The 26648-nt window shown below is 47.6% G+C and carries 24 protein-coding genes; 16 read left to right on the plus strand and 8 right to left on the minus strand.

All coding sequences use genetic code 11. The features are described 5' to 3' along the window. Nucleotides 1-136: 136 nt before the first annotated feature. The 3 genes from ACUTVW_RS02195 to ACUTVW_RS02205 all read left to right on the plus strand — a co-directional run bounded on the left by ACUTVW_RS02195 (nt 137) and on the right by ACUTVW_RS02205 (nt 3187). Nucleotides 137-1534, plus strand: coding sequence for an L-cystine transporter (locus ACUTVW_RS02195; RefSeq protein WP_445644263.1), 1398 nt, complete (start codon nt 137-139; stop codon nt 1532-1534). Nucleotides 1535-1913: 379 nt separating this feature from the next. Continuing rightward, a complete protein-coding gene (locus ACUTVW_RS02200) occupies nt 1914-2597 on the plus strand; it encodes a queuosine precursor transporter (RefSeq protein ID WP_445644264.1) in 684 nt (227 codons plus the stop codon). A 236-nt stretch (nt 2598-2833) separates the two neighbouring features. Beyond that, a complete protein-coding gene (locus ACUTVW_RS02205; RefSeq protein WP_445644265.1) occupies nt 2834-3187 on the plus strand; it encodes a hypothetical protein in 354 nt (117 codons plus the stop codon). A gap of 221 nt (nt 3188-3408) precedes the next feature. On the opposite strand, the gene ACUTVW_RS02210 is transcribed toward ACUTVW_RS02205, so the two are convergent. Then, nucleotides 3409-4497 carry a M24 family metallopeptidase gene (locus ACUTVW_RS02210; protein ID WP_445644266.1) on the minus strand — a complete coding sequence of 363 codons (1089 nt, stop codon included), beginning with the start codon at nt 4495-4497 and terminating at the stop codon, nt 3409-3411. A 383-nt stretch (nt 4498-4880) separates the two neighbouring features. Between ACUTVW_RS02210 and ACUTVW_RS02215 the strand changes: the two genes are divergently transcribed. Further along, complete coding sequence (locus ACUTVW_RS02215; protein WP_445644267.1) at nt 4881-6089, plus strand: PQQ-dependent sugar dehydrogenase; 1209 nt, start codon at nt 4881-4883, stop codon at nt 6087-6089. 1000 nt (nt 6090-7089) lie between these two features. On the opposite strand, the gene ACUTVW_RS02220 is transcribed toward ACUTVW_RS02215, so the two are convergent. Together ACUTVW_RS02220 and ACUTVW_RS02225 are read right to left on the minus strand one after the other, a co-directional pair. Then, complete coding sequence (locus ACUTVW_RS02220; protein ID WP_445644268.1) at nt 7090-7824, minus strand: MBL fold metallo-hydrolase; 735 nt, start codon at nt 7822-7824, stop codon at nt 7090-7092. A 132-nt stretch (nt 7825-7956) separates the two neighbouring features. After that, nucleotides 7957-8505: a hypothetical protein gene (locus tag ACUTVW_RS02225; RefSeq protein ID WP_445644269.1), complete on the minus strand. Its 549-nt coding sequence runs from the start codon at nt 8503-8505 to the stop codon at nt 7957-7959. 156 nt (nt 8506-8661) lie between these two features. On the opposite strand from ACUTVW_RS02225, the gene ACUTVW_RS02230 reads away from it, so the two are divergent. Then, a complete protein-coding gene (locus tag ACUTVW_RS02230; RefSeq protein ID WP_445644270.1) occupies nt 8662-9525 on the plus strand; it encodes an SDR family oxidoreductase in 864 nt (287 codons plus the stop codon). Nucleotides 9526-9546: 21 nt separating this feature from the next. Here the strand turns inward: ACUTVW_RS02230 and thrS are convergent, their stop codons facing one another. The 3 genes from thrS to ACUTVW_RS02245 all read right to left on the minus strand — a co-directional run bounded on the left by thrS (nt 9547) and on the right by ACUTVW_RS02245 (nt 14627). Beyond that, a complete protein-coding gene (thrS, locus tag ACUTVW_RS02235) occupies nt 9547-11556 on the minus strand; it encodes a threonine--tRNA ligase (protein WP_445644271.1) in 2010 nt (669 codons plus the stop codon). 549 nt (nt 11557-12105) lie between these two features. Further along, entirely contained in the window at nt 12106-13869 is a 1764-nt protein-coding gene (locus tag ACUTVW_RS02240) for a sensor histidine kinase (RefSeq protein ID WP_445644272.1), read from the minus strand. Continuing rightward, nucleotides 13866-14627: a response regulator transcription factor gene (locus tag ACUTVW_RS02245; protein ID WP_445644273.1), complete on the minus strand. Its 762-nt coding sequence runs from the start codon at nt 14625-14627 to the stop codon at nt 13866-13868. Before ACUTVW_RS02245 ends, ACUTVW_RS02240 begins: the two co-directional genes overlap by 4 nt. 220 nt (nt 14628-14847) lie before the next feature. Here ACUTVW_RS02245 and ACUTVW_RS02250 point away from each other — a divergent pair, with 220 nt between their 5' ends. Next, nucleotides 14848-15906 carry a M23 family metallopeptidase gene (locus ACUTVW_RS02250; protein WP_445644274.1) on the plus strand — a complete coding sequence of 353 codons (1059 nt, stop codon included), beginning with the start codon at nt 14848-14850 and terminating at the stop codon, nt 15904-15906. A 163-nt stretch (nt 15907-16069) separates the two neighbouring features. Continuing rightward, nucleotides 16070-16597: a GNAT family N-acetyltransferase gene (locus ACUTVW_RS02255; protein WP_445644275.1), complete on the plus strand. Its 528-nt coding sequence runs from the start codon at nt 16070-16072 to the stop codon at nt 16595-16597. Nucleotides 16598-16684: 87 nt separating this feature from the next. On the opposite strand, the gene ACUTVW_RS02260 is transcribed toward ACUTVW_RS02255, so the two are convergent. After that, nucleotides 16685-17179 (minus strand): DinB family protein, encoded by a 495-nt coding sequence (locus tag ACUTVW_RS02260; RefSeq protein WP_445644276.1) that lies wholly within the window; start codon nt 17177-17179, stop codon nt 16685-16687. A gap of 279 nt (nt 17180-17458) precedes the next feature. Between ACUTVW_RS02260 and ACUTVW_RS02265 the strand changes: the two genes are divergently transcribed. From ACUTVW_RS02265 to ACUTVW_RS02305, 9 genes are all read left to right on the plus strand, one after another. Continuing rightward, nucleotides 17459-17878 (plus strand): hypothetical protein, encoded by a 420-nt coding sequence (locus ACUTVW_RS02265; RefSeq protein ID WP_445644277.1) that lies wholly within the window; start codon nt 17459-17461, stop codon nt 17876-17878. Beyond that, nucleotides 17875-19164 carry an ammonium transporter gene (locus tag ACUTVW_RS02270; RefSeq protein WP_445644278.1) on the plus strand — a complete coding sequence of 430 codons (1290 nt, stop codon included), beginning with the start codon at nt 17875-17877 and terminating at the stop codon, nt 19162-19164. The genes ACUTVW_RS02265 and ACUTVW_RS02270 overlap by 4 nt, the downstream gene beginning before the upstream one ends. 146 nt (nt 19165-19310) lie before the next feature. Next, a complete protein-coding gene (locus ACUTVW_RS02275) occupies nt 19311-20261 on the plus strand; it encodes a DUF1963 domain-containing protein (RefSeq protein ID WP_445644279.1) in 951 nt (316 codons plus the stop codon). Nucleotides 20262-20484: 223 nt separating this feature from the next. After that, nucleotides 20485-20943 (plus strand): DinB family protein, encoded by a 459-nt coding sequence (locus tag ACUTVW_RS02280; protein WP_445644280.1) that lies wholly within the window; start codon nt 20485-20487, stop codon nt 20941-20943. A 119-nt stretch (nt 20944-21062) separates the two neighbouring features. Continuing rightward, nucleotides 21063-21767 (plus strand): response regulator transcription factor, encoded by a 705-nt coding sequence (locus ACUTVW_RS02285; protein WP_445644281.1) that lies wholly within the window; start codon nt 21063-21065, stop codon nt 21765-21767. Nucleotides 21768-21797: 30 nt separating this feature from the next. After that, entirely contained in the window at nt 21798-22931 is a 1134-nt protein-coding gene (locus ACUTVW_RS02290) for a sensor histidine kinase (RefSeq protein ID WP_445644282.1), read from the plus strand. 140 nt (nt 22932-23071) lie between these two features. Next, on the plus strand, nt 23072-23512 hold the full coding sequence (locus ACUTVW_RS02295; RefSeq protein WP_445644283.1) for a hypothetical protein: 441 nt from the start codon (nt 23072-23074) through the stop codon (nt 23510-23512). Next, a complete protein-coding gene (locus ACUTVW_RS02300) occupies nt 23506-25383 on the plus strand; it encodes a transglycosylase domain-containing protein (RefSeq protein WP_445644284.1) in 1878 nt (625 codons plus the stop codon). Before ACUTVW_RS02295 ends, ACUTVW_RS02300 begins: the two co-directional genes overlap by 7 nt. A gap of 116 nt (nt 25384-25499) precedes the next feature. Next, complete coding sequence (locus ACUTVW_RS02305; protein WP_445644285.1) at nt 25500-26045, plus strand: DUF2569 domain-containing protein; 546 nt, start codon at nt 25500-25502, stop codon at nt 26043-26045. 140 nt (nt 26046-26185) lie between these two features. Here ACUTVW_RS02305 and ACUTVW_RS02310 read toward each other — a convergent pair whose 3' ends face one another. Next, nucleotides 26186-26644: a threonine/serine exporter family protein gene (locus ACUTVW_RS02310; RefSeq protein ID WP_434752369.1), complete on the minus strand. Its 459-nt coding sequence runs from the start codon at nt 26642-26644 to the stop codon at nt 26186-26188. Nucleotides 26645-26648: the final 4 nt, after the last annotated feature.

The following is a 26648-nucleotide window of genomic DNA, read 5'->3' on the forward strand; positions in this document are numbered from 1 at the left end:
TATTACATAATATCAATTAATACCTACCAGAATAGTTTGATATGTGTTATATTGTTCATTGTCTCACTTGGAGGCATCATTTAAATAGAAAAAAATCGGTTTACCCGGTTATACATGTCTGAGGAGGAACTAAGTAATGAGTACATTTCAAATCATTGTGAATGTAGTGGTCATGCTGGCGCTGCTGGGTGTCCTCTACTGGATGCAGAAGAAACACATTTCGTTTACAAAGCGCGTATTCGCGGGTCTCGGTATGGGGGTCGTGTATGGTGTCATACTGCAACTGATCTACACATCGGGTTCCGATGTCATTGTAAAATCAGTCGATTGGTTCAATCTGGTCGGTTCGGGATATGTTCGTTTGTTACAAATGGTCGTGATTCCACTCATCATGGTGTCGATTATCTCGGCAATCATGAACCTGAAGGGCAAACAAAACCTTGGTAAAATGAGTTTTTCGATTATTGCGATTCTGTTGATCACCACGGCCATTGCTGCAGGAGTCAGTATTGTTACAAGTCTCGGTTTCAACTTGACTTCCATTGAGATTCAAGGAGGAGATCGGGAGAACGCGCAGATTCAGAAAGTGGAAGAGCGTCTGGCTGATGTGAAAGATCAGACGATTCCACAGCAGGTGCTGGAGTTTATTCCTTCCAATCCATTTGCGGATATGACAGGTGAACGCCGTACATCTACGCTCGCTGTTGTTATCTTCTCAGCCTTTATCGGAGTGGCTGTTCTAGGACTGGATCGTAAAAAACCGCAGCAGGCGGAAACATTCCGCGGTATGGTGAATGCCGTCTATGCGGTTGTGATGCGAATTGTGACGCTGGTGCTGAGGCTTACGCCTTACGGAATTCTCGCACTTATTACGAAGGTCACAGCAACAACCAATGCGGAAGAGATCTTGAAGCTCATTAAATTCGTGATTGCGTCTTACGTGGCACTTGCGGTCATGTTTGTCATTCACCTGATTATCATCACGCTGTCAGGTTTCAACCCGGTTACGTACTTGAAAAAGGTACTGCCAACACTGGTATTTGCTTTTACATCCCGTTCAAGCGCAGCAGCCATTCCGCTGAATGTGGAGACACAGACGAAGAAGCTGGGGGTATCGGACGGGATTGCGAACTTGGCTGCAAGCTTTGGTGCGACCATTGGGCAAAACGGCTGCGCCGGGATCTATCCGGCCATGCTGGCGGTGATGGTTGCTCCGACGGTGGGGATCGATCCGCTGAGCTGGGACTTCATCGTAACGTTGATCCTCGTGGTCATGATCAGTTCGTTTGGTGTGGCTGGCGTCGGCGGCGGGGCAACCTTCGCTTCCCTGATCGTGCTGTCCACAATGAACCTGCCGGTGGCTTTGGTTGGATTGCTCATCTCTGTTGAGCCGCTGATCGACATGGGTCGTACAGCGCTTAACGTGAATGGTTCCATGACATCCGGACTGCTGACTAGCAAAATTTTGAAAGAAAACGATCGGGATACGTTTAACGATCAGAGTCGTCAACTCGATTCTCCGGCTCACGCGTAAGCCGGGCTTGCGCCGCACAGCTTGTGTATTAGGTGATGCAGAGTGCGCAGAGCGATCTGCAATAGAAGTTGATGCAAGGCCGTCCTTCGGAGACATTCCGAAGGGCGGCTTTTGCGTTTCGAGATTACACGAGAACGTGCAGGATAGGCACGGGTGGTGGAAGTCTTTTTTCAATAGAGAAGGGGGATCGGGGGGATGGCGGGTATAGAGCGTGTGAGGATATATGTGTTGGGTTAACGGTGTTATGCAACGCTGGAGGGATTTAGTGCTGTTCAATGGGGCGTAAATATGATAGAGTTATTCATGTTTTGGCGCTGCGCCAAACCGCGGTTCGTAACCATCCCGCGTAATCAAAACTAGGAAGGCAGTGTGTGAGTTCATGTTTAATTTGGTTTGGGGAGCGGTATTCGTTCTCGTGACGTATGGATTTTTTCTTTTGTGTTATCGCTTGTTTGGCAAAAAAGGCTTGTATGCCTGGATTGGTGTAGCAACAGTGATTGCCAATATTCAGGTGACCAAAACGATAGATATTATGGGGATCGTGCTGACGCTGGGGAACACGATGTATGTGAGCATGTATCTGACCAGTGACCTTCTCAATGAGAAGTATGGGGCGGAAGAGGCGCGGAAAGCGGTGTGGTTTGGATTTTTCACGCTGATTATGACCACCGTTCTGATGCAGATGGTGTTGTTCTTTAATGCGGCACCGACGGATTTTGCACAGGAATCGATGGAGAAATTGTTTGGCCTGCTGCCACGTCTGGCGCTCGGTAGTCTGTCGGCGTATTTTATCAGTCAGTTTCTGGATGTCCGGTTGTTCAGTTGGCTACGTAAAATAGCACCAGGACGTAATCAGCTATGGATCCGCACCAATGGCAGCTCCATTATCAGTTCTTTTGTGGATACACTGGTTTTCTGTACGGTTGCTTTTGTGTTTATCTATCCATGGGATATTTGGCTGGAAATTTTCCTGACGACATATCTGATCAAGTTTTTGCTGACTGCGGTCGGAACGCCATTTCTGTATGCCGCACGTAACTTTAAGTTTAATGATGAGGCGTAATGGCTAAATACGATTAATCAAGGATTAATCTTTAACATCCCCCTGCGTAGCCAGTTGCAATTTGGACTCCGCAGGGGGATAATTTATAGAGAGAACGTTCCTCGGATAGAAGGAACAATCTTTTAAGTTTTTATAAGATATTTTATAAGAAAGCTAGAGCTTATATTATGAATGATTCGTTCGCATGGGCGGTGTATCCTAAGCCAGGCGATTACATAAAACGAGGGGGACTGAGCATGTATTCCACACTGCGCTATAAACTGGAGAGCAATGGCACAACCTATGAGAATGAGAGTCTTAATGCCTCGGTATTTGTGGATTTGATCACTGATCTGGAATTGCATGATTTTGTAGTTCTGCAACCGTCAGATCTGGTAGAGGGAAGTATGTATTTGCAGGCAGCTTCGCTTGAGGAACCGGGGCACATGGTGGTAGAGACCCGTTTGCAGGAAGGGGAGGACGGATTTCGGCATTACAGCTACACGACGGCAGATACAACGAAGGTGATTCAGTGGTTTTTGGATTACTGGGGGAAGCAGGAGCTTCCAAAGCTGGACGATTGGCAGGATATAACTCATGAAATGCACTAACGGATAGTGAGCTTGAGCAATGATGTAGTACGGATTGCATATATTTCACGGCAGCCGTCCGATCTACAAGGTCAAGATTACACCAGATGTGCTTGAGTAACGTTTGATATGTGAAACGATCCATAAAAAATCCAGCAAACCATGAAAATATGGCTTGCTGGATTTTTTGGCGTTCCTTGTTGTTATGTTCGTGTATGTTCTGCGATATTCCGAAATATAGCTCAGTCCGTCAGGATTTGCAGTTCTTTGGAATACGTAGTAAGCACCTCTATACCTGTCTCGGTGACAAGTACATCGTCCTCGATCCGCACACCGCCTGCTGCGGTGTAAATACCCGGTTCAATGGTAAATACGGTTCCGGCCTGAAGCAAATCCATGTTCTCTCCATGCAGGGAAGGATACTCGTGCACATCAATACCGAGTCCATGCCCGACACGGTGCATAAAACGCTCGCCGTATCCGGCATCAATCGTCACCTGACGAGCTGCACGGTCAACAGATGCGCAGGTAATACCCGGCTTAACTACCTGAATAGCGGCTTGGTTGGCAGCGAGCACTGTATTATAAATAGTTCGCAGTTCCGTCGAAATGTCTCCGAATGCAAAAGTACGCGTAATGTCTGACGCATATCCACCAGCGTACACACCCATATCAAACATAAGCAGGTCTCCATGTTGCAGTTTGCGATCCCCAGGTGTACCATGCGGCAGTCCGGTTTTAGGCCCGGTAAGGACCATGGTATCAAAAGAAGGGCCGTCCGCACCGAGTTTCTTCATCTGATATTCCATCTCGGCGACCAGCTCAATTTCGGTAACACCTGCACGTACATGTGTAAGACCTTGGCGCAGCGTTTCTTCAATTAAATAGATCGCATGGCGAATGCGAGCGACTTCATCCGGCGTTTTGTTCACACGCAGCGCGCGCAGCAATGAACCAACATCTTCAAAATTTGCACCGCCGAGTGCGGAGCTTAACTGCTCATAACGAGAGACGGTGACGTATTCTTTTTCCAAACCTACACGGCTCAGACGTCCCTGATATCGATCAAACAACGCATAGGGATTATCCGTGTCCGAATGTGTAGCAATGTTGGATACCGAAGAAGCGGCAGCCGCAGCATCGGCGTCCAGAGCAGGTACGATCAATAAAGGGTCTTCACCGCGTGCCAGCATCAGGCCCATAAAACGTTCATGCGGATTGCTTGCGTACCCGGTCAGATAATAAATATGTTTGGGATCGGTAATTAACATAGCGTCGAGCCCTTGCCCGGACAGGTCGGCTTCCAGCCTTGATAAAGGAGTTTGATTCATGATAGATATGTCCACCTTTCCTATGTACGCTCTTTTAAATACATCGCGTTTTTCTTAACACTTTAGCGTCTCTTCCCTCTATTATAGAAGAAGTTGAAAAAATTCTAAACCGGCAGTGGCTTATGAGCCAGAGAATACATGTTTTTACCGTTTAGGTGAAGAGTGGCAAGGGTAATACAGGGCGAAACCGCTTTACAGATCGTGTGTCAGGTGGAGTAAGAGATATAGATATACAGTTATACTAGATAAATAAAGAATTGGAACAAAGACATAAACTCCCCCATAAGACGCGTCACGACTTCGGGCCATATACGATATGTTGGAAGAAAGGAATCCTTTTTTATACCTAATGAAATTAAACCGAAAGGGGATTTTGATTCATTATGAACAATCGATTAACTATGCCGCTGTATGCCACTTTGCTTAGCATGGCTCTGTTAACCACATCGTGCGGACCCGACAATCCGATTCCAGATTCGCAACAGTTGTCTCAAGGAGAGGGATCTGGTCAAGGTCAGACGGCAACTGAAGGCAATAATGAAAAGGATACTGGAGAGATCGAGGATCAGGGGAGTGCAGTAGTGCCATATCAGGCTTCTGTAATGGTGAAGGGACTGAATGCACCTTGGGAGATCGTGGCGGTTGCAGATGGACGGATGTTTGTGACGGAGCGGCCGGGGGTGATTCGAGTCATTACGGATGGAAAGCTGGAGACCGAGCCGCTGATTGAATTCAAAGCACCTTTTAATGAAGAAGGAGAAGGCGGGTTGCTTGGGCTGGAGGCAGATCCGGACTTTGAGAGTAACGGTTATTTGTATGTGTACCACTCGTATCTGGACGGGCAGGATATTGCCAATCGCGTGCTGCGCTTGAAAGTGACGGATGGAAAAGCGGTGATCGACAAAGAGCTGCTGACGGGTATTCCAGGCGGGGTCAACCATAACGGCGGACGAATCAAAATCGGCCCGGATCAGCTGCTATATATCACTACAGGCGAGCGTTATGAACCGGAACTGGCACAGAACCAGGATAGCCTTGGTGGAAAAATACTGCGTATAGGTCTCGATGGATCGGTCCCTTCAGATAACCCTTGGCCGAATTCCCTTGTATACACTATGGGACATCGAAACGCTCAAGGGCTGGCATGGAACCCGGATAACGGGTATCTCTATGCGACCGAGCACGGTCAGCGTAACCATGACGAGATTAACCGGATTGTTGCCGGGGAGAACTATGGCTGGCCCGAAGTAGAAGGCGACGACGATGATAACGGAACCTATCAGGCTCCGCTGGCACATAGCGGGAATGATACCTGGGCGCCTTCGGGTGTAGCTTTCATCACGGAAGGCCCGTGGGCGGGTTCATTGGTAGCGGCGAATCTGAGAGGCGAGCAGCTGCTACGAGTTGTATTGTCCGAAGACGGTACGAAGGTCGAGCAGGTGATACCCTTTTTCGAAGAGGAGTGGGGACGTATACGTAATGTTAGCGCCGGTGAAGACGGTAAACTGTACGTGCTGACCAACAATCGCGATGGCCGAGGCTCGCCGCGTGACGGGGATGACAAGCTGATTGTGCTTACCCCGGAAAGGTAGCCGGTTATTTTAGGCTGGGTGAGTGGCTGGCTGGATGGATGGAGAAAGTGAGAGGGTGAGGGAGAGTGGAAGTAACAGGGGAATGGAGAAGACGTGGCTAATTTGGAGTTAGGATGTTAAAGAGTCACAAGAGTCCAAAGGTCACAAAGGTCACAAAAGTCACAGGACAGAGAGTAGGTGGCTGGATTGAAGTGATAGGATTTGGCGTAACGTTGGTTAACTGGCTCCACTTTTTATTCTAACGATCACAGGAGAGCTTATTTTGAGGTTTTTGGATGTTTGAAAAATCTAACGATCCTCAGAAACGCTATTTCATCGAAAATGCACATAATGGAGCGGAAACATCAGTAATTCGAGTAAATAAGGTCTCTGGTGATCGTTAGAAAATAAAAGGTGGCGAACCAGGCCAAATAAGGCTTCTGGTGATCGTTAGAATTCAGGCGAACTGAATGGAAGGCGCATGAAGGTACATGAAGGCATATGAGGGAACATGAAAGCGCATACGTAGCATCGGGTAAGGGAGGGCTGCCCTCGCTCGATATGAATCTGTCAGAACTGGCTATGTCCATACGTTGAATTCAGAAAAAGCTGTCCATGCCAGTATTAAGGCGCAGGACAGCTTTTAATTACAGGAAACGCAGCGATAAAGGAAAGTACGCGTCACGCCATAAATTTTGTGTAAACCTGTAAGGTGTGAAGACGCAATAGTGTAACGCTTAAGTTCCAACTTGCGCATTCAACGTGTGCAGTCACGGATTATAACCTAAAGCTCCACTACACATTGCATTGCACTGCACAGTACTACACTACACTACACTATGCTGTACTGTTCTGTATTCGGGGATGATTTCGCTAAAACAGGCTGTAGAGCTCCTGTTGATGTAACGCTACAGCTCCACTGTGGCATACCCTTGAACTGTAACCTTAAGCCTAAGCATCGTCTCACGCAACTAAACGCTTAAGCTAAACTGTGCCGCATACCCGCAGATGTTCAAAACACTTAGGCTTCCGGCTGCTCGCTAAGCTCCGCAATGCGTTTTTCAGGCTCTTGGATAAACGCTCCGCCATGGTAGCAGAGTACTTTGTCCACGTTCAGACTTGTCAGTTTTTTCAGACTGCGCAGTGCTTCCGGCATGTCCGGTGTAGCTGGAGGCGCTGGGCCGACGAGTTCATCGTCTACGACGCGCAGTTCATCGGCAGCAAGCAGGAACCGCTGCTCACCCAAATAGAGACACAGGTGACCTGGTGTATGTCCTGGTGTATGGATGACCTGTATTCCGCCTTGGAGCGGGAGAATGTCACCGTCCGCGAGTGTTCTGTCGATGTTAATCTCAGGCAGCTGCATCAGAAGCTGATCCGCCAAAGCCAGCACAGGGGCAGACAGCATAGCACGGCGCTCCGGTGTGAATTTGATCAGAGGTTTTGCACCCGTCAGATACGGGATTTCATCCGCATGAGCCCATACCTCAAGCCCTTGAACAGCATCCAGCAGAGCGCCCAGATTGCCAATGTGGTCAATATCCTGATGGGTAATAATGACACGTTTGATGTCAGAAAGAGGTACGTTTAAGTCTTCGAGTGCAGCTTGTAACTCGGCAAATTGGCCGATCATGCCCGTGTCTATCAGCGTGTACCCGTCTTCGTCATGAAGCAGCACCGGATGAATCGGGCTATTACCCGAAGGTGTTGGAATGTTAAGTGTCAGCACCGTGATGGATGGTATAGTTTGGCTCATAAAATTTCCGGAAGTGAATCCGGAACACCTCCTTTTAAGGCTTGTATTTTCAGAAAGGGACTGTAAATCTGCGTATACATCTGTTCATTTACCCATTCTGCATCATGCAACGCGCAAGTAATTACGTACTCTTTATTCTGAATCTGAATGTTCATAGTTCAGATGTTTTCTATATTTTTTCACCGCATGTAAAATCGTTTCAAACGTCTCTTCCTCATTGCTTCCGTCCTTAACGATGGCTACAAACGAGAAGTTTTCGTGAACCAAACGGTTCCTTGTCTGGAACGCCTGATGAAGCGCTATGCCGCATGGTTCTTTGCCGGCTTTCAAAGCAATATGCTGCTTGCCTAGTTCAGCCTCCAGCATTTCCATGTTGGAACGTGCCCGGTAGGCAGGAGTTTTCATCAGCTGAGTCGAATTAAACTTTTTTTGATACGTACGTTTGTAGAGTTGTAATAACATCTGTTCCATGATGGAGCATAACTCGATGGTTAGCGAAGCGTATCTCCGGTTTTTGCGTTTGCGGGCAAACTCGCTTGATTGTTCGTCATCCAGCCATTCGTATTCTTCATATATGGAGGAATCGTCATGGTTCAGAATATCGTGATATTCCTGTTCGAGCCGTTTAATCTCAAGCTTGGCAAGTTTCTTGACGTGTTTGAAATCCTCTTGGGTTAGCATACGACTTGTCCTCCCATGGGTACCGAGATGTGAATGGAACATGATCTAATCCTGATGTATAGGTGATCGCTTCATTATCTCATATTCTGGAACATAATGCTTCAGCGCTTGGTCAAAATAATTCAAGGAACCTCCGGTTCAGAAGGGAAGGACAACATGTCCATTCAGACAGCAATCGTTACAGGAGCCAACTCCGGTATGGGGCTGACAACGACCATTGAACTTGCAAAACAAGGATATCACGTCATTATGGCCTGCCGCAGTGAGAAAAGAGGGCAAGAGGCGCTTCAACAAGCTTTGCAACAGTCCGGTTCTTCCGAGATCGAGCTGATGCTGTGTGACCTCGGGTCGCTGGATAGCATACGTCAGTTTGCACGCCATTATCGTGAGCGCTTCGATCACCTGGACGCACTGGTGAATAATGCGGGCGTAGTGATGGTGAAACGTAAAGAAACGTCAGACGGTTTTGAGCAAAGCATCGGCATTAATCACCTTGGACACTTCCTGCTCACGCTGCTTCTGATTGAACCATTGAAAGCTGCCAAGCAAGGACGAATTGTGAATGTATCTTCAGGTGCATACAAGGTTGGAAAAATTCATTTTGATGATCCCCATCTAACAAAAGGTTATAATCCGATCAAAAGTTATGCCCAGTCTAAACTGGCAAACGTATTTTTTACCCGTGCCCTTGCCCGTAAGCTCGCCGGGACTTCGGTTACCGCAAACTGTTTACATCCAGGTGCGGTAGGAACCAGCATCGGGGTGGATCGCAACACCGGATTCGGTACCCGCATCATGGCGCTGGCAGCCAAGCTCCCGTTTTTCCTGACACCGGAAGAGGGTGCCCGGACAGCCATTTATCTGGCAACAAGTCCGGACGTCATCGGGTTGACCGGGCGATATTTCTACCAGCAGAAGGAGCAGCGACTGAAAGATCATGCCCTGGATGATGCGGCAGCCGAGCGATTATGGACATGGAGCGAAGAGCAGGTGGGTTTGCAGCCTGACGAAAGGTTTTAACATGTCATAAGTCAGCATCCCTCAACGTTTACTCTTCACCGCCTGCTGAACCATCTCGATAAACGCAGCAACAAGTTGAATGCCTTGATCTCCCTCACCGTACGCACGGACAGAGGCAGACGAGGCATTTTTCTCTTGTTCGCCAAGTACAAGTGAATAAGGAACTTTCTCCATCTGGGCTTCACGGATTTTGTATCCGAGCTTTTCGCTGCGAAGATCTGTTTCCACACGTATACCTGCCGCCCGCAGCTGGCTTTGCACCTGAAGTGCATAGTCCGCGTAATGATCCGATACGGGAATCAGCTTTACCTGTATAGGAGCCAGCCAGAGCGGGAATGCGCCTGCATAATGCTCTGTCAGAATGCCGATAAAGCGGTCAATGGAGCCGTAAATCGCTCTGTGGATGACAACCGGGCGATGTCTCAGGCCATCCTCGCCAATGTAAGTAAGATCGAATTTCTCCGGCATTTGAAAATCAAGCTGGATTGTTCCGCACTGCCAGCTGCGCTTCAGCGCATCAAGGATATGAAAGTCAATCTTCGGCCCATAGAAGGCGCCGTCGCCCTCGTTAACGCGGTACTCCACACCGCGGGCGTCTAACACATTGCGTAGTGCCTGCTCCGCCTGATCCCACAATTCCTCCGAGCCCATAGAATCCTCAGGGCGTGTGGATAGCTCGATTTTATAATCAAACCCAAAAATGTCGTACATCCGTCCGATTAGGGAAATCGCCCGATTAATCTCGTCTTCGATCTGTTCAGGCATCACATAGATATGGGCATCGTCCTGACAGAATGTCCGCACACGCATCATGCCATTCAGGGCACCTGAGAATTCATGCCGATGAACCTGACCGAATTCCATCATGCGAATGGGTAATTCGCGATAGGAATGCAGTGTGTTTTTGAAAATCAGCATATGTCCCGGGCAGTTCATCGGTTTCAAGGCGAATGTAGCATCGTCCACGTCCGCAAAGTACATGTTGTCCTTATAGTGTTCCCAGTGACCTGATTGTTCCCACAGACGGTTGTTCATCATTAGCGGAGTGCGAACTTCCTGGTACCCTTCCTGCAATTGCAGTTCCCGTGAAAATTGCTCCAGCTCTGTACGAACAGTCATGCCTTTAGGCAGATAGAAGGGCATACCGGGTGCTTCTTCAGAGAACATAAATAGCTCCAGCTCTTTGCCAAGCTTACGGTGATCCCGTTTTTTCGCTTCTTCCAGCATGTGAAGGTGTTCTTGCAGCTGTGCTTTGTTCGGAAAAGCAGTGCCATAGATGCGCTGCATCATTTTATTGTCCGAATTACCCCGCCAGTAGGCGCCTGCGACATTCAGCAGTTTAAACGCTTTGATCCGCCCAGTGGATGGAAGATGCGGGCCGCGGCACAAGTCGAAAAACTCACCCTGCTCATAGATTGAAAGTTCAGCATCTTCTGGCAGGTCGCGGATAAGCTCAAGTTTGTATGGATCATCGCTTGCTTCGAATAGTTCCAAGGCTTGCGCCCGGCTAACCACCTTACGGCAGATTGGCCAATTTTCCTGAATGATCTTGTTCATTTCACGCTCAATGGCTGCAAGGTCACCGATGGAAAGGGAGTGCTCCAGATCGACATCATAGTAGAATCCATCTTCAATGACAGGGCCGATGCCCAGCTTCACCTGGTCTGCGCCATACAACCGTTTCAGTGCCTGTGCCAGCACATGGGCTGTGCTATGACGATATCTGTGCACACCTTGCTCGCTGTCCAATGTAACAATGACCAAATCGCAGTCCTGTTCCAGTTTCTCGCTCAGATCAACATTTCGCTCATTCACGATACCGCCGATGGCCTGTTTGCCAAGGCTTGTGCTGATCGAAGAGGCGACTTCGCCGACAGTGATGCCTGCCTTGTAAGTACGAACAGCCCCGCCTTGCAACTGGACTTCAATCTTTTCAATCGAGGATTCCGCTGCCAACGATTCTGCTGCTGCATGCTGCTCTCCCAAGGATGAATGCTCGCTTGCATGCTCCCGTTTTTTCTCTTGACTCATGTGAACCACTCTCCAATATTTTTGATGGAAGCGCAAAAAACACCCGTCCCGGAAAAGGGACGAGTGCGCTTGGCTCGTGGTTCCACCCTAATTTGGTTATGCTGCATTCCGCTCTCGGCCAGCCGCCGCAAACAGGAACCATCATAACCCTCATTGGAATCCGTTATCGGGGATCAGGCGGTGAACTCTACTGACCGTACATGTAGCCATCTTGCGAAATCATCGATTGAAAGAATGTATGGAAGATGATCTGCGCATTGTCGGTACATCGTCGAAGGTTCGAGGTCACGGCTGCAGAGGGGTAACTTCGCTCCGTTCGCTGAAGAAGGTTTCACCAATCCCTTCTCTCTCTGGGCAGCACGCAATCGAAGTCATGTCTCTGGTCATCGCCAAATATGAATGGGTGCAACGAACTGAATCACACAGATGAATTTCAGATAAGTTGATCCCGTAAATTACAAATGTAGTTCAATGTTGGAACAGGTGTTACTTGAGTGTCGATTATAAAGACTGAAAATGGAAAGGTCAAGCGGAATGTTCGAATACAGATTAACTGCTTTCTTTTCCGCTATGCATCCAGATTAATCGAATCGTTGTTCCTTCGCCAGGTGTGGATAACACTTCAATTCGACCTTTCATCGCCTCGATTAAGCCTCTGGTGACCGCCATGCCGAGTCCTGATCCAACATCACTAGTGCCCGTATCCGTACCGCGATAATATCGTTCGAATAGTTTCCACACCGTCTCCGGGCTCATGCCTTGTCCATGATCAGCAAACTCGATGGTGAATTCGCCTTCTTGTTCCCCGGCATGTACACGAACAACTAGAATAGAGCCGGGCGGGTTGTGAAGCAGAGCATTAGCCGTGAGATTATCTACGATTCGTTCAAAAGAAGGAATGTGCACCAGCCCGTAGACAGGCGTGTGAGCAGGTTGGAACAGAATACGTCCTTCGCCATAAGCCGGGTTACGCTCAGCCCGTTGAACGAGATCATGGAGTAGCGCATTTACGTCAGTTCGTGCTACTTCGGGTTGATACCCTCCACTCCGTAGACGATAGGTCATAGCAAGATCGTTCACAAGCCTGTCCATATACATGGATTTGTCCACCATAATTCCTGCGAATTCCCGGACTTCTTCTGTAGACCAGCTATACTTGTCAGCCTCCAGCATATGAGCATATCCCTGGATAGAAGATAGAGGGGTTTTGAGATCATGGGTAATGCCTGCAATCCATTCTTCCCGCAGGGCGTCCGTCTGTTTCCGTTGTTCTTCATCCTGCTTGAGTGTATGGGACAAGGCCTGCATGGAATGAAGTACCTCACCATAGACCTGATATTTCCGCTTCCACTTTCCATTGCGACGCTGGCTCCGGGGAATACCCGAAACCCCCGTAGGCTCCTCGTAATGTCCTTGCTCGAGACGCTGCAACCACTGAAGCATATGTAACATCGGGGAACCGAAGCGATTCGCGTACCACAACGCAAGCAAAACCAGCAGAACAACGATGGACAGAATCAGGACGATCAGAGCAGGTTCAAGAATAAAAGCGTATGGATTCTGCTTCTCAACGACAGTTGAATCAATCCGTACACTTACCATCCAGGTCGTTTCGTTTTGGTTATCGTACCATGTGGCGACCGATATACCTGAACGATTCGGATAACGAACCTGGAGAACGAGATCTTGAATGCTGTACTGAATGGGTACACCCACAGCCGGTTTATTATAAGAGACGATTTCTTTTCCGTAGGCATCCAATATTTGAATATAGGCATCTGCCTTGCGGATGGTCTTCTGTTCAGCAGGTTTCACAGTCAGTTTGCCGTTATCGTACGAAAGCTTTGCACGAATCCCATCCAGTAAGAACTTGGCTGTATTCCGTTCTCCGTACAACAAAGTAAAATACTTTCCGTCCTTCTCCCGGATCAACATGGCGAGCTGATAGGGGAACGGTTTATTGGCCTCCCAGTACGCAATCAATTCTCCGGGTTTGTAGTGGTCTGGTACATCGGACGGGACATGATAATCGTCAATGACATAGCCTTTTTCATCCAGAACCTGAAGCCAGCCATGATTTTTATCCACCTGCTTGAGCAGATCGGGATCGTATCGTATCGTGTTATCGGGCAGGATCTCGGCAGTATTAATGAGCTGATCCAATCCGTTATTGGCAAAGTCATCGACCAGATTCACTTCATTCACTTTCTGCAAAACCCAGAAGGTGGCGAGTGATCCTAGTACAATAATCAGGATCACGGTACCGGTAAGCATGCCGATGAACCGGGTCATTAATTTACGGCGGATGCTCATGTCTGCGACACATTGCCAGGCTGGATCAGTTTGTACCCCAGACCACGCACATTGACGAGAAACGCCGGATTGGAAGGATCGGCTTCAATGCGTTCGCGAATGCGATGGATATGCACCATAACGGTGTTGTCGTCGCTGATGGCTTCAGAGCCCCAGACCCGTTCATACAGTTCCGATTTGGTGAAGATTCGGTTCGGATTTTTGCAGAAAAAGAGCAGTAACTGGAACACGAGTGCCGGACAGGTTACAGCCTGTCCCTCAACCCGCAGCTCTCCTGCCAGTTCAAGCACCTGAAATCGTCCCAAATCATATATGCCTTGCTTCGTACGAGGAGATGACGTTTTTACGTGTTGTGAAGTGTTTTGTTGAACCGCTGCAGCTTTAGAAGGTAAATAACGATTCAGCAGTGACTTGATCCGTGCGACTACTTCAAGCGGATTGAACGGTTTGGCTACATAATCATCGCCGCCAACGGCAAAGCCGGTCAGCTTGTCATAGTCCGTTGTTTTGGCGGTCAGGAACAGAATAGGTGCATCCGTGACCTGTCGTAGAAAAGGGCAGATTTCCAAGCCGCTTTTGCCTGGAAGCATAATGTCGAGCACGATACAATGGTACGTTTTATTGTTGCATGCTTCGAGCGCAGCTTCACCTGTAGTCACCGTATCAATGTCGAGAAACTGCTCTTTGAGCAACACCGTTTTGAGCATATGCAGAATTGCTTGTTCATCATCAACAATCAGTAATGAGACTTGATCCATTGTGCAGAGTTGACCTCCTCGTATTTCCTTTTCCGTATATTGCCCATCATATCATTCTTGTGACCACTTGGGATGCATGTTGCCTTAACAGTACCTTAATTATGAAGCTAAGGGAGCAGTGACAAGTTTAACTGAATGTAAGCAAGGGTTAGACGAAGCATAAGACTCATGATGTAGATTTAACGTAAGGAAGCTAAGATAAACAGAAAGGGTGTTGATTATGAATAAGAAATGGAAACTGCTTTTATTAACGTTGGCAGCATTTGCTGTACTATCCGCTTGCACAAGTAACAAGATCACTTCAGATGAAGCAGAACAGGCCGAGAAGCAAGCTACAGAGCAGGCATCTGGGCAGAAGGATAACCAAAGTGATACAGCTGGCAAAGAACAGAATGAAGGTCTGAAGGATAATAAGGCCGTATCACCAGACAATCTCATTGATACACTGACGAATGGTTCGAAGGATGCGATCTATGAGCAGTTTACTCCTGAAATGAAGCAAGCCGTCTCTTTGAAAGATTTTAAGTCCTCTGCTGACAGCTTTTTGAAGGGAGTGAAGTCGTGGGCTCCGGATTATCGTACCGAGATGAACGGTTTGACGGAATATGCATGGGTCGACGATACTGGAACCAAGGGCATCCGTGCTTATTTCACGGAAGATCATCAGATTGCCGGATTAAGTATTACTCTACTGGAATCTCATCCGGATACAGATAACAAGCTGACCAAGACTGAGTTTCAGTTCCCGATGAAAGGAGAGATGTATGTCTTCTGGGGAGGTCATAATGTCATGGCAAATTACCATTACGAGCATGAGACGCAGCGCTATGCACTCGATATAGTTCAGACGAAAGACGGAGCGAGTTATCAGGGCGATGCCAAGGATAATGCCAATTACTATGCTTTTGGTAAACCACTCTATGCAGCTGCAGATGGTACGGTAGTGGAGATTAAAAACGATATTGAGGATAATGTGCCTGGCGTGATGAATCCGGAACAACCGGCGGGGAACTATGTAGTTATCGATCATGGCAACAAGGAATACAGCATTACGGGTCATATCAAAAAAGGCAGTGTAGCTGTGAAAAAAGGGGATAAAGTCAAGCAGGGTGATCGGATTGGCGATCTCGGTAATTCGGGTAACTCCAGCGAAGCTCACCTGCATTTCCAGGTATCGGATGGGCCGGATCTATTTACTTCGCAATCACTTAATATCCGCTGGGCCGATCAAAGCCAGGAGTTAACGCGGGGAAATACGGTTCAGGGATTGCCTGAGTAAGCAGGGAAATGCGGCACTATTTTTGGATAACGCTTGGTGTGTAGGTATGGATACTCTATATGCTGTACGCCAGCTTCCCTTTTCCATTATAATAACCTCTATAATTATAGCCTTGAACTTGGTTGTGAATGAGATTAGAGCTGGATAAGTGGAGGGAATAGGGATGGCACTGGACAAGGTACAGATTGAATACGCACGTCAGGAAGATTTACAGCGGATTGTTGAAATTTATAACTCTACGATTGAGAGCCGTATGGCAACGGCAGATTTGGAGCCGGTGACGGTAGAACAGCGCTTGCCATGGTTTAACGAACATACACCGGATCGTCGCCCTCTGTGGGTGATGAAGCGGGATGGACAGGTTGTTGCATGGGCTAGCCTAAGTTCATTCTATGGGCGTCCGGCTTACAATGGCACGGTAGAAGTCAGCGTATACGTAGATCAGCAGTGTCGTGGAATTGGGGCCGGTGGACGGCTGTTGAATACCGTATTTGAGGCTTGTCCCGCGCTGGGAGTCACGACGATTTTGGGATTTGTATTCGGGCATAACGAGCCGAGTCTGGGTTTATTACGCAAGCATGGCTTTGAACAGTGGGGATTTTATCCCGAGGTAGCTGTGCTGGATGGTGTGAACCGGGATCTCGTAATTATGGGTAAAAAAATAGAAGCAGGCCGCACGAGTGCGACTTAACCCAAACATAGCAAACCCTCCGTATCCACCGTAAAGTGGAATGCGGAGGGTTTTTCATCCTTTTACCTGATTCTAATTAAACGCATCTCACAAACCAAGCTGCTGCTTGATTTCCCGAATCTGTCCCAGATGGCGTTCCTCGTGGTAACTCGTAAAATCGATCCATTGTGCAAGATCCATCTCACCAAATACCGGATGAGGGAAAGATTTGCTGCGCAGCAGAGCCGTATCATGCTCTTGTGCAAACTGTTCCAGCGCACGATGGGACGAAGCCAGATCACTGCGCACATCTGCAAGTGACTCAGGCGCAGCGGGTGGCTGAACATGAGGAGGAGCTTCCACGGATCTGCTGCGATCCAGAGACAGCTCGTAAGGTTTTTTATCGACGGGCACATGTTGTTCTTTTTCCAAGGCAAGACGTGCTTGATTCGTAATTACATTTTCCATCAGATTCAAGTGCCGTAACACCTGCATGATGCTCCACCGTTCGGGGGAAGGCTTCCGGTTCAATTGCTCCTCTTCGAGTCCTGAGACGGTTTCCCAGATTTGATTTCGGATTTCGTCATTGCGTTCAAACATCATTAACATCCTCTCTGCAGGTTTATTAAAATAGTCATTATAGCTTGTATATGTCCAATAGGACATATGAAACCCTGTTTATCCAGCATAGAGCATAAAACGAGTAAAAGCCAATATCACCTATGAAAACCCTTGTTAGAAGAATAAATGATGGAAATAAAAAACATACCCGTCTATTGGGTATGCTGAGTGATATAAAAGACGAAAAAAAGATTGACGGGCACACCCCGGCAAACTATAATCGGTACAAGTAACTTGATATGTAAGGAGTCCTGACATGATATGTTAGTAATCGACGAGGTGTATCACCATACAGCATTGCAAATATCATCGTCCGATCTATTGTACCTTATCGAACGGTTGAAGGTCAAAAAGGAAAATGAGATCGAAACGCTCAAGCAGAAGATTGAACAGTTTGATCAAAAACGACGAGCTGAGGAAGTGGCATATCAGTCGCTATCGCCTGTTCGCAAATGGTTTGCAGGGCGCCCGGCTTCCCATCACCAGGCGGTGGAATATATGGTGCAGGTGAAGGAACGGTTTCGCAAGATGGAGCAGATTCGCAGACGTATCCGTGACCTCGATCTGATCATGGAACGCATTCAAATTGCTGATCATAACCAGCAAGAAGAGGTTGAACTATCGCCTGAAACGATTCGCGAAATCAGACAGCTAAGTGAAACGGAGGATGTACAAGCATGACTTTGGAGACGTTAAGCTCCGGAATCGACACGGTCTGGGTTGTACTCAGCGCAGCGATGATTTTGTTGATGGAGGGTGGATTTGCCCTATTGGAAGCTGGTTTTGTACGTTATAAAAATAGTGTGAATATCATTATGAAGGTATTCGCTGATATTACCATTGGTACGTTATTGTTCTATGCCATTGGTTTTGGCCTGATGTACGGTTCAGATGCAGGTGGGTTCATAGGGGTGACAGGATTTTTCCTGAACGGTGATCTTTCTCATCTGAACGTACCGGTGTCATTGGAGACGTTCTGGCTGTTCCAGGCCGCATTTACCATTGCCGTCATTTCGATTGTATCCGGTGCAGTAGCTGAGCGGATCAATTTCCGTGCATACCTGCTCTATATCATCCTGATGACGGCAATCATCTATCCCATTGGCGGACACTGGGCGTGGGGCGGCGGATGGCTCGGTCAGCTGGGCATGCAGGATTTTGCTGGTTCGGCAGTAATCCACGCATTAGGCGGTTTCTCCGCACTGGCGGCGGCGATCATCATCGGGCCACGCAAAGGTAAATACACGCCGCTTGGTGTAAGTGCGATTGCCCTGCCGAGTAATCTGCCGCTGGCCTCGGTAGGGGCATTTCTGCTGTGGTTCGGCTGGTTTGGTTTTAACGCAGGCAGTACATTGAGCGCCACAGATGTCAGAATCGGTCACATCGCCATCGTGACGATGCTGTCTGCGGCAGCGGGCGGTGCGGCTACGCTGCTGTACACCTTATTCCGCTTTAACCGTTCCGATGCCCCTTCCGTGATTAACGGTTCACTTGCAGGACTGGTGGGCATCACGGCGGGCTGTGCATTTGTAGGTGATCTGGCAGCCATATTCATCGGCGCTGTCTCCGGTCTGTTGATGATGGCGGCAACCAACTGGCTGGATCGCATGCGGATTGATGATCCGGTTGGTGCTTTCCCGGTTCATGCAGTCTCGGGGATGTGGGGCACGATTGCTGTAGGTCTGTTTGCCACAGATGGTGGTTTGTTCATGGGCGGCGGCTGGAGGCTTCTTGGTGTTCAGGCGTTAGGCCTGACGGCTCTGGTCATCTGGGGGTTTGCGATGACCTGGCTCGGACTGAAACTCATCGGGAAAGTGGTATCTGTCCGTTCGACCGAGGAGGAGGAAGACCTCGGATTGGATATCAGTTATCATGGGGTGATGGCTGCGCACCAGTCGCATGAATTTCTGGATGGTGAGGAGCATATGATTGCATATCAAGAGAAGTCTTCTGATTCAAATCGATAACATTTGTATAGGAAGAGATAGGGGCTGACGAAGGTCAGCCTCTTTTTTACACAGAAAGCAGGGAAAAATGACAAGGCGGAAGAATATACAGGTGTATAGATGAATAAGTCTCAGCATAGGTGTAACGTCAAAAAGGGAGGATCTATATGATTAAGCCGGAACAATGTGAACGTCTGACTAGAAAAGCACGTAAAACCCTCGAGGAAGAATACAATCTCGGTGCTGTTGCCGATCTGGTACTGGACGCTGGGCGCTGGGGTATTCGCCTGGATGTATCCACGCCGGATGAGTATCGCAGAACAGGAAATTCGCGTGTAGGTGGACATCCTGATTTGCCCGCTGATCTGGAATGGCCGCTTACGAAGGATGGGGTACCGATGACTTTTCTGGCCCAGCTGAATATGGTGGATCTGTCTCCGTATACGCCGAATGACGGACGCGGAACGTTGCCGGAGCGGGGCATGTTGTACTTTTTCATTGGGGGGGCGGATGCTGCCTATCCGATCGAACATCGCGTGATCTATGAACCCTCTACGAATAACCTTGTAAAACGTGAGCCTGACGGGGTTACTGCACTTGGAGGAGAACCTACGGTAGCTCATTCTGTTACGGTTTTACCTAACCTTGAGGTTCCTACATATGCATATGTAGACGCTGCGGCGTTGAATGAACGTGATCATGTTTTAACGACAGAGTCCGAAGAAGGTAGTGCTCCGGAAGGAAGTTTGTATGACCGCTATCTGGAATTTGAATCGGATTGGAACCATCCTAGCCCGCTCAATTGGGGCGGCATGTTTGGTTACCCGGAGGGACAGCACCCTGATGCAGAGCACCAGGCCTTGAGCTATATCGAGCTGGGTGAGACGTACAACGGCAACGAGCAGGAATGTGTGAAGAAGTTGACGGCTCATTATGCCGGAGATGAAGAGCGCACATGGGAAGAATTATCTGACACGTTGCTGCTGTTAAAAATAGATACGCATGATGCCATCGGTTTTCAGTGGCATGATAGCGGTGAATTGCAGTTTTTCATTCGAGGCGTAGATTTGGAGAATGAACAGTTTGATCATACTTGCTGTTCGATCTATTCCAGTTAAGTTATTTTTATATACTGTTCAAGTGCCATTCCATAAATTAGGTGAATAATTATTCAATAGTTGTAACAAAATGTCCTGAATTCCGTCTATAAGAGGAGGAGGGACTTTTTTTGTGCGCATATGTTAATTAGAGGCGCCACTATGTTTAAATACTTAGAAGAAGTTGCTGACTTGAAATGAGATCATACGTTCCGTATAATGGGATTAAAAGGGGGTGAAGAGGATGATTCAGTCTGCATTCAAACATATTGATACAGCGGTTGCGTCTTTAGTGGATATTTGCGGTCAATTAAGTGAAGAAGATTTGGAACTGAAACCAATCGAGGGGAAGCGTTCAATAAGGGAATTGCTCTCGCATCTGGCCTTAGTCTGCCGTGCAGATCTGTACATATCCGAAGGTGCGTCGGAGGAAGAGATGGCTCTATTTTATCAAGAGAACCAAGTGTGCTCCGTGAACCAGATCAAGCTTGCACTTATTGAGAATCGAAACTTTCTGTATCAGCGGTACATGCAGTTTACTACCGAAGAGTTGCTTCATGTAACAACATCCTATTGGGGAGCTTCCTATACTCGTTTGGAATGGTTGCTTGAGATGATGGGGCATATGTACCATCACAGGGGGCAACTCTATACGATGTTAAGCTTGACGGAAAGAGAACCGAAAACGGCGATGTTTGCATAAACGAATACATATAATCCAATCAATACATATGATATATAAGAAATAAGGTCCATGAACGGCTACCACAGAGAGTATGTGTTAAACTTATGTAATACGTGTAAGTAGAAAGGGAATATGCCGTGGCACAACCAGCATCCATACTGCTTGTCGATGATGAGCAAGATATTATTAAATTAATGAAGATCTATTTTGATAATGAAGGATACCGGATTTTCACAGCGAATGATGGAAGACAGGCTCTGGAACTGCTTAAGACGGAAGTGATTGATCTTATTATCCTGGACGTTATGATGCCGAATATGGACGGGATTGAAGCTTGTATGAAGATTCGTGAAGAGCAGAAGATGCCCATTATTATGCTATCTGCAAAAAGCACAGACATCGATAAGATTACAGGTTTAAGTATTGGCGCCGATGATTATTTAACCAAGCCGTTCAATCCGCTTGAACTTGTAGCGCGGGCTAAATCCCAGCTTCGCAGGTACCATACGTTTAACGAAGGTAGAGAAAGCAAGGAGCATGAGTGGGTAATTGATGATCTGATTATCAATACCGATACACATGAAGTATGGGTAGATGACAAACCAGTGCATCTGACACCCCGTGAATTCGCTGTGCTGGAACTACTGGCTCGTCATCAAGGGTCGGTGCTTAGTATGGAACAGATTTACCGCCAAGTCTGGAAAGAAGATTTCATGGAGTCCAACAATACCGTTATGGTGCACATTCGTAAAGTCCGTGAGAAGATTGAACAGGACAGTAAACATCCCAAATTCATTCAGACGGTATGGGGTGTCGGGTACAAAATGATTAAACCGATGTGAGTTGAATGTTACGAGCAGGGAGTCTCTACAATGAATTCAAAACTGATTAATACCGTGCGCTGGAAGTTTATTTACGCATTTCTGTTGAGTGGCATTCTGACAGCAGTGATATTATACGGAGCAGGCAAAGTGGGCGAGACCATTCTGGGAAACCAGCGCTACCCGAATTACACGCTTTCAGGACAAGCTGTTCGGTGGCTGGTGAATCATATCGGCTCGGTTCCATTGATGATAGCTGTAGGAATTATCTGTTTTGTGCTGTTTTTCTTCCTGTTTACCCGCAAAGTGATGGTTGTGCTGGACGAGATCACGGCTGGTATTCAAGAAGTAGCGAAAGGAGAACTGTCACATCGGATTCAGGTTAAGACTTCCGATGAGTTCGGCGTGGTTGCGGCAAGCATCAATCAGATGGCAGAGCAACTGCAGCGATCCCTTCAGGAGGAGCGAAGTGCAGTTGCGGCCAAGAATGATCTGATTACAGGTATTTCGCATGATCTGAGAACACCCTTAACCTCCATTCTCGGATTTTTGGAGTATATTGAAAAGGATCGGTATCAGGATGAATTAGAAATGCGTTATTACGTCAGTATCGCTTATGAGAAATCTCTGACATTGCGCAAGCTGATTGATGATTTGTTCGAGTATACACGAGTAAGCGGCGGAAGTCTGCCATTGTCTTTGAAGCCACTCAATCTGGCCCCATTCCTGATGCAGCTCGCAGAAGAATTTGCTCCAATGCTTGAAGAGGCAGGTATGACGTATACGATTGTTGGTGGCCAGGAGCCATTATGGATTCAGGCAGCTCCAGGAGAACTGGTTCGAGCTTACGAGAATCTGTTCAGCAATGCGATTCGTTACGGCTCACAGGGGAAATTGATGGAGATTGGTCTTGCTCTTGAAGAGGGGGAGGCGGTTGTACGTATCAGCAATTACGGAGAACCGATCCCGGCTCAGGACTTGCCACATCTGTTTGAACGTTTCTACCGGATAGATAAATCACGTTCTCGGGATACCGGAGGTACAGGGCTGGGACTGGCCATCGCCAAATCAATGATTGAATTGCACCATGGACAGATTACGGCTTACAGTGAGCAGGGCAGGACAGATTTTATAACCCGTTTCCCGGTTATACAACCTCCAGTCCATACAGCAATGGAAGAGTAGAGAATCTCTCACATCTTACATTTTCTCATTAAGCATAAGTTTAAATTAAGAATTTGATAAGAAGTTAACAATGCTTCTATAAGAACTATTCGGTATGCTACCTCTATTACTTTATTAGAAGTATGGGGAGGATACCGAGGATGAATTCAAGATTTAATACGGTTCGAATGAGATACATATATATCTGTGGAGCAAGTGCGGTTCTCAGCGCGGTGCTTCTTTTTGTTGCGTACCAGATCATGAGATTGGTCTATCGCTTGATGTACCAAGAGGCAGCTTGGTTTACTCATATGGTACATTGGTGCATTAATCATATAGGGAAGAAGCCGCTCCTACTGCTTGTTGCGGGAGGATTGTTTACTTTGTTTTTCTGGATTCGCTCTCAGAAAATAGCCGAAGACATGGGGATACTTGTGCGAGCGACCCATGAACTTGCAAGTGGTCGGATTCCTGCGTCGATCGGTGTCTTGAGCAGTGGTGAGTTACGGCAATTAAGTGAACAGATCAACACAGTTGCGGCTCTCATGGCGAATAGAGGCAGCTCTTCGACCAAGGGTGAATCAGAGGAAAGACGATGTTAAGTTCAAGGTTCAAGCGCTCCATGTATCGATTCTATGATATCGCTGTTGTTGCAGCGGTTCTGATGGTATTGCTGTATGTTTATCTGTTTTCGTATGGAAAAATCGTCATTCATCATCAACCCGAAGCAATGCAGCGCGTTTCGTCGACGTTAATTCTGGATGAGGCAGGAATTGAAATCGTTAGATTGACAACGCCGAACCGGGGGTATACCACGTATGTCAGTCTATCTGAAGTGCCGGATATGATGAAACAGGCCTTTTTAGTTACTGAGGATCGGCGTTTCTATCGACATGCCGGGTTAGACGTCATTGGTGTTGGTAGAGCCATGTTGCAAAATATGATACATATGAATTGGAGTCAGGGTGGAAGCTCCATTACACAGCAACTGGCGAGAAATCTATATCTGAACGGTAGCAAGACCATCACCCGTAAAATAAACGAGTTATCTATCGCCATCGAGATGGAAAAGAAGTATTCGAAAAATGAAATTTTAGAAATGTATCTGAACCAGATTTACATGGGGCGGCAGCAGTATGGAATCAAGGCAGCAGCATGGCGTTATTTCGGTGTGAATGATCTGAATCAACTGAAACTATGGCAGATCGCTACGCTTGCCGGTATTCCTAAAGGTCCGTCCATTTATAATCCGGTAGATAACGAAACTCTTTCTCAAGAGCGACGCAGTGTAGTACTGTCACTCATGCATGAGCAGGGAATCATTACTCGCAAGCAGATGCAGGAGGCAGCAGCTGTGAAGTACCAACCATATCTTTCGAGTACGGGGAGCCTGTCAACTGCACTAACATCAGGACTGGAGCAACCATCCTATATATCTGCAGTGGATGCAGTAATGAAAGAGGCTTCACTCCTGACTGGCAAGAGGGAGGCAGAGATACGCTCAGCAGGATGGACGATCCAAACAGGGTTGAATGGAAACACGCAACGAGCCATGGAGACAACCTTTGCAGAGGCTGTCTGGTTCCCGGATGATCGAGAGAATGAACAGGTGCAGGCTAGTATGGTTATTCTTGATCAACATAATGGTGAAGTAAAGGGGATGATGGGTGGTCGAAACCCTGTCAAGGGAGATGTGAATCGGGCCTTGATAGATGCAAGGCAGCCTGGATCAGTGTTTAAACCTGTCATCGTTTATGGACCTGCACTAGAGTCTGGACAATTCGATCCAGCAAGTATGCTGCCTGACAGGCCTATGCGTTACGGGGGTTATCAGCCCAGCAATGTGGGAGGCAGGTACCGAGGTACGGTATCATTATCCGAGGCACTGCATCGTTCGTTTAATGCACCCGCGGTATGGCTGCTGCATGAAATCGGGTTGAAACAGGCGAAGGGGTTCGCTCAACGGTTGGGGATTGAGCTACAGGATGACGATATGAATCTGTCCGTCGCTCTTGGGGGATTACATCAGGGAGTTTCTCCGATGAAATTAGCGCAGGCATATGCTGTTTTTGCCAATGACGGGAAGCTGAATCATGCGCATCTTATACGTAAAATCACCGATCCCCAAGGGAGAGTTATATATAAGTACAGCTCTGAAAATAAACAAGTCATCACGAGGCGAACAGCTCAAGAGATGACAAATATGCTGCAGCTTGTCGTGAGCCAAGGAACGGGAAAGCGTGCGAAGTTGCCTCTGGATCATGTGGCTGGTAAAACGGGTACGACACAGGCAGCCTTTGCCAATGCGCCCAAGGGAGCGAATCGGGACATCTGGTTTGCCGGGTATACACGGGAATGGACGGGGGTAGTGTGGATGGGGTTCGATTATACTGATGCGAAACATTACTTAAAGTCTGGAAGTGGAACCGCAGCAGAGTTGTTCGGGACGGTGATGAAACGGAGCAAGCGATGAAAGAAAGAAAAGTTTGTAATCGTGCTCAATCTAGCAGGAAATGTTCGCCTTTTAATAACACAACATACAGATGTTGAGCTATAATAGATGTTCTCATATTGAATAAGGAGGATATCATGGATAGTGGATATGGTAAGCAGGATGAAGAAATAGATACACGTTCGTCCAAAAGTGGCACCCGGCCTGAACTTCCAGGTATCTCTGGCCTGGGCGGCTGGTTGATTTTAATCCAGATTAGTCTTTGGGCCTCCCTGGTATTTTTACTTTCGGATATCTCAAGTGTTACTGTAATTATGGATCCGGCACGATGGGAAGGCAGTCGCGGTGTTGATCCGCAGCTATATGCGGAAGTCATAAGGCCCCTTCTGTGGTTTGGATTCATCAGCAGCGTTATTCTATTCGTCATGGTTGTTGTGAATCTTGTTTTGTTGTACCGCAGAAAGCGGCTGTTCCCACGGTTGATGATTGTACAGTACATCGTCAATGTGATTATCGGTGTGATGACCTGGATTCTCATTGCGCAAAACGAGGTGGGAAGGGAAGAACATGTGCTGGATGCAACACCTGCGTTTAATCTGATCGTTCGCTCACTGCTGACATGCTGTATTTTTATTCCCTATTTCCTCAAGTCGGTACGTGTAAAAAATACGTTTATCAAGTAGGCGAGAATGAGAATGATCTGATTGTGATCTGATCTGGAAAACGAAAAGACCCATAGGATACAAGATCGGAGCTTCGTCAAGACTCCAGCTTGTGGACCATGGGCTTTTTTTTGCGAGATGATTTACTTATGTCAGGAGGATCATTTGGAGGTTGACTTGACGCGAGCTGAACGAGAAAAGCTCTGGATCATTTGGTTTAATACCTCGGATAATACAAGTCCAACGGCGATGGCACCCGATAACATCAGTGCTTTGGCAGCCATCTCCATGGCACCACTATAGTCATTTTGCACAAAGCTGCGCATCGCATTATATGCCAGTCCTCCCGGCACAAGAGGAATGATGCCAGCCACGCTGAAAATAATGACGGGTGCACGAAACATGCGAGAGAACAGCTGACTGATGACACCCACAGCAATCGTTGCTGCCAGCGTGGCAGGAACGGCGTCTGCTGCATATTCGAGCACAATATAAATGATCCAGCCAATCATCCCGACAAAGCCCCCGTGAAGCAACATACGCCTTGGTGCATTAAAGATAATGCCAAACGCGGCCGAAGCGACAAAGCTGGTTAAGGCTTGTTCAATAAAATGCAGCATATCC

The sequence above is a fragment of the Paenibacillus sp. TSA_86.1 genome, assembly GCF_052691815.1.

Excerpts from the sequence above, each read along its gene's own strand:
- ACUTVW_RS02230 (WP_445644270.1), top strand. The coding sequence starts at position 8,662 with ATGTCCATTCAGACAGCAATCGTTACAGGAGCCAACTCCGGTATGGGG.
- thrS (WP_445644271.1), bottom strand. The coding sequence starts at position 11,556 with ATGAGTCAAGAGAAAAAACGGGAGCATGCAAGCGAGCATTCATCCTTG.
- ACUTVW_RS02265 (WP_445644277.1), top strand. The coding sequence starts at position 17,459 with ATGTTAGTAATCGACGAGGTGTATCACCATACAGCATTGCAAATATCA.
- ACUTVW_RS02205 (WP_445644265.1), top strand. The coding sequence starts at position 2,834 with ATGTATTCCACACTGCGCTATAAACTGGAGAGCAATGGCACAACCTAT.
- ACUTVW_RS02215 (WP_445644267.1), top strand. The coding sequence starts at position 4,881 with ATGAACAATCGATTAACTATGCCGCTGTATGCCACTTTGCTTAGCATG.
- ACUTVW_RS02250 (WP_445644274.1), top strand. The coding sequence starts at position 14,848 with ATGAATAAGAAATGGAAACTGCTTTTATTAACGTTGGCAGCATTTGCT.
- ACUTVW_RS02210 (WP_445644266.1), bottom strand. The coding sequence starts at position 4,497 with ATGAATCAAACTCCTTTATCAAGGCTGGAAGCCGACCTGTCCGGGCAA.
- ACUTVW_RS02255 (WP_445644275.1), top strand. The coding sequence starts at position 16,070 with ATGGCACTGGACAAGGTACAGATTGAATACGCACGTCAGGAAGATTTA.
- ACUTVW_RS02295 (WP_445644283.1), top strand. The coding sequence starts at position 23,072 with ATGAATTCAAGATTTAATACGGTTCGAATGAGATACATATATATCTGT.
- ACUTVW_RS02200 (WP_445644264.1), top strand. The coding sequence starts at position 1,914 with ATGTTTAATTTGGTTTGGGGAGCGGTATTCGTTCTCGTGACGTATGGA.
- ACUTVW_RS02220 (WP_445644268.1), bottom strand. The coding sequence starts at position 7,824 with ATGAGCCAAACTATACCATCCATCACGGTGCTGACACTTAACATTCCA.
- ACUTVW_RS02260 (WP_445644276.1), bottom strand. The coding sequence starts at position 17,179 with ATGATGTTTGAACGCAATGACGAAATCCGAAATCAAATCTGGGAAACC.
- ACUTVW_RS02245 (WP_445644273.1), bottom strand. The coding sequence starts at position 14,627 with ATGGATCAAGTCTCATTACTGATTGTTGATGATGAACAAGCAATTCTG.
- ACUTVW_RS02270 (WP_445644278.1), top strand. The coding sequence starts at position 17,875 with ATGACTTTGGAGACGTTAAGCTCCGGAATCGACACGGTCTGGGTTGTA.
- ACUTVW_RS02305 (WP_445644285.1), top strand. The coding sequence starts at position 25,500 with ATGGATAGTGGATATGGTAAGCAGGATGAAGAAATAGATACACGTTCG.
- ACUTVW_RS02290 (WP_445644282.1), top strand. The coding sequence starts at position 21,798 with ATGAATTCAAAACTGATTAATACCGTGCGCTGGAAGTTTATTTACGCA.
- ACUTVW_RS02240 (WP_445644272.1), bottom strand. The coding sequence starts at position 13,869 with ATGAGCATCCGCCGTAAATTAATGACCCGGTTCATCGGCATGCTTACC.
- ACUTVW_RS02275 (WP_445644279.1), top strand. The coding sequence starts at position 19,311 with ATGATTAAGCCGGAACAATGTGAACGTCTGACTAGAAAAGCACGTAAA.
- ACUTVW_RS02280 (WP_445644280.1), top strand. The coding sequence starts at position 20,485 with ATGATTCAGTCTGCATTCAAACATATTGATACAGCGGTTGCGTCTTTA.
- ACUTVW_RS02310 (WP_434752369.1), bottom strand. The coding sequence starts at position 26,644 with ATGCTGCATTTTATTGAACAAGCCTTAACCAGCTTTGTCGCTTCGGCC.
- ACUTVW_RS02195 (WP_445644263.1), top strand. The coding sequence starts at position 137 with ATGAGTACATTTCAAATCATTGTGAATGTAGTGGTCATGCTGGCGCTG.
- ACUTVW_RS02225 (WP_445644269.1), bottom strand. The coding sequence starts at position 8,505 with ATGCTAACCCAAGAGGATTTCAAACACGTCAAGAAACTTGCCAAGCTT.
- ACUTVW_RS02300 (WP_445644284.1), top strand. The coding sequence starts at position 23,506 with ATGTTAAGTTCAAGGTTCAAGCGCTCCATGTATCGATTCTATGATATC.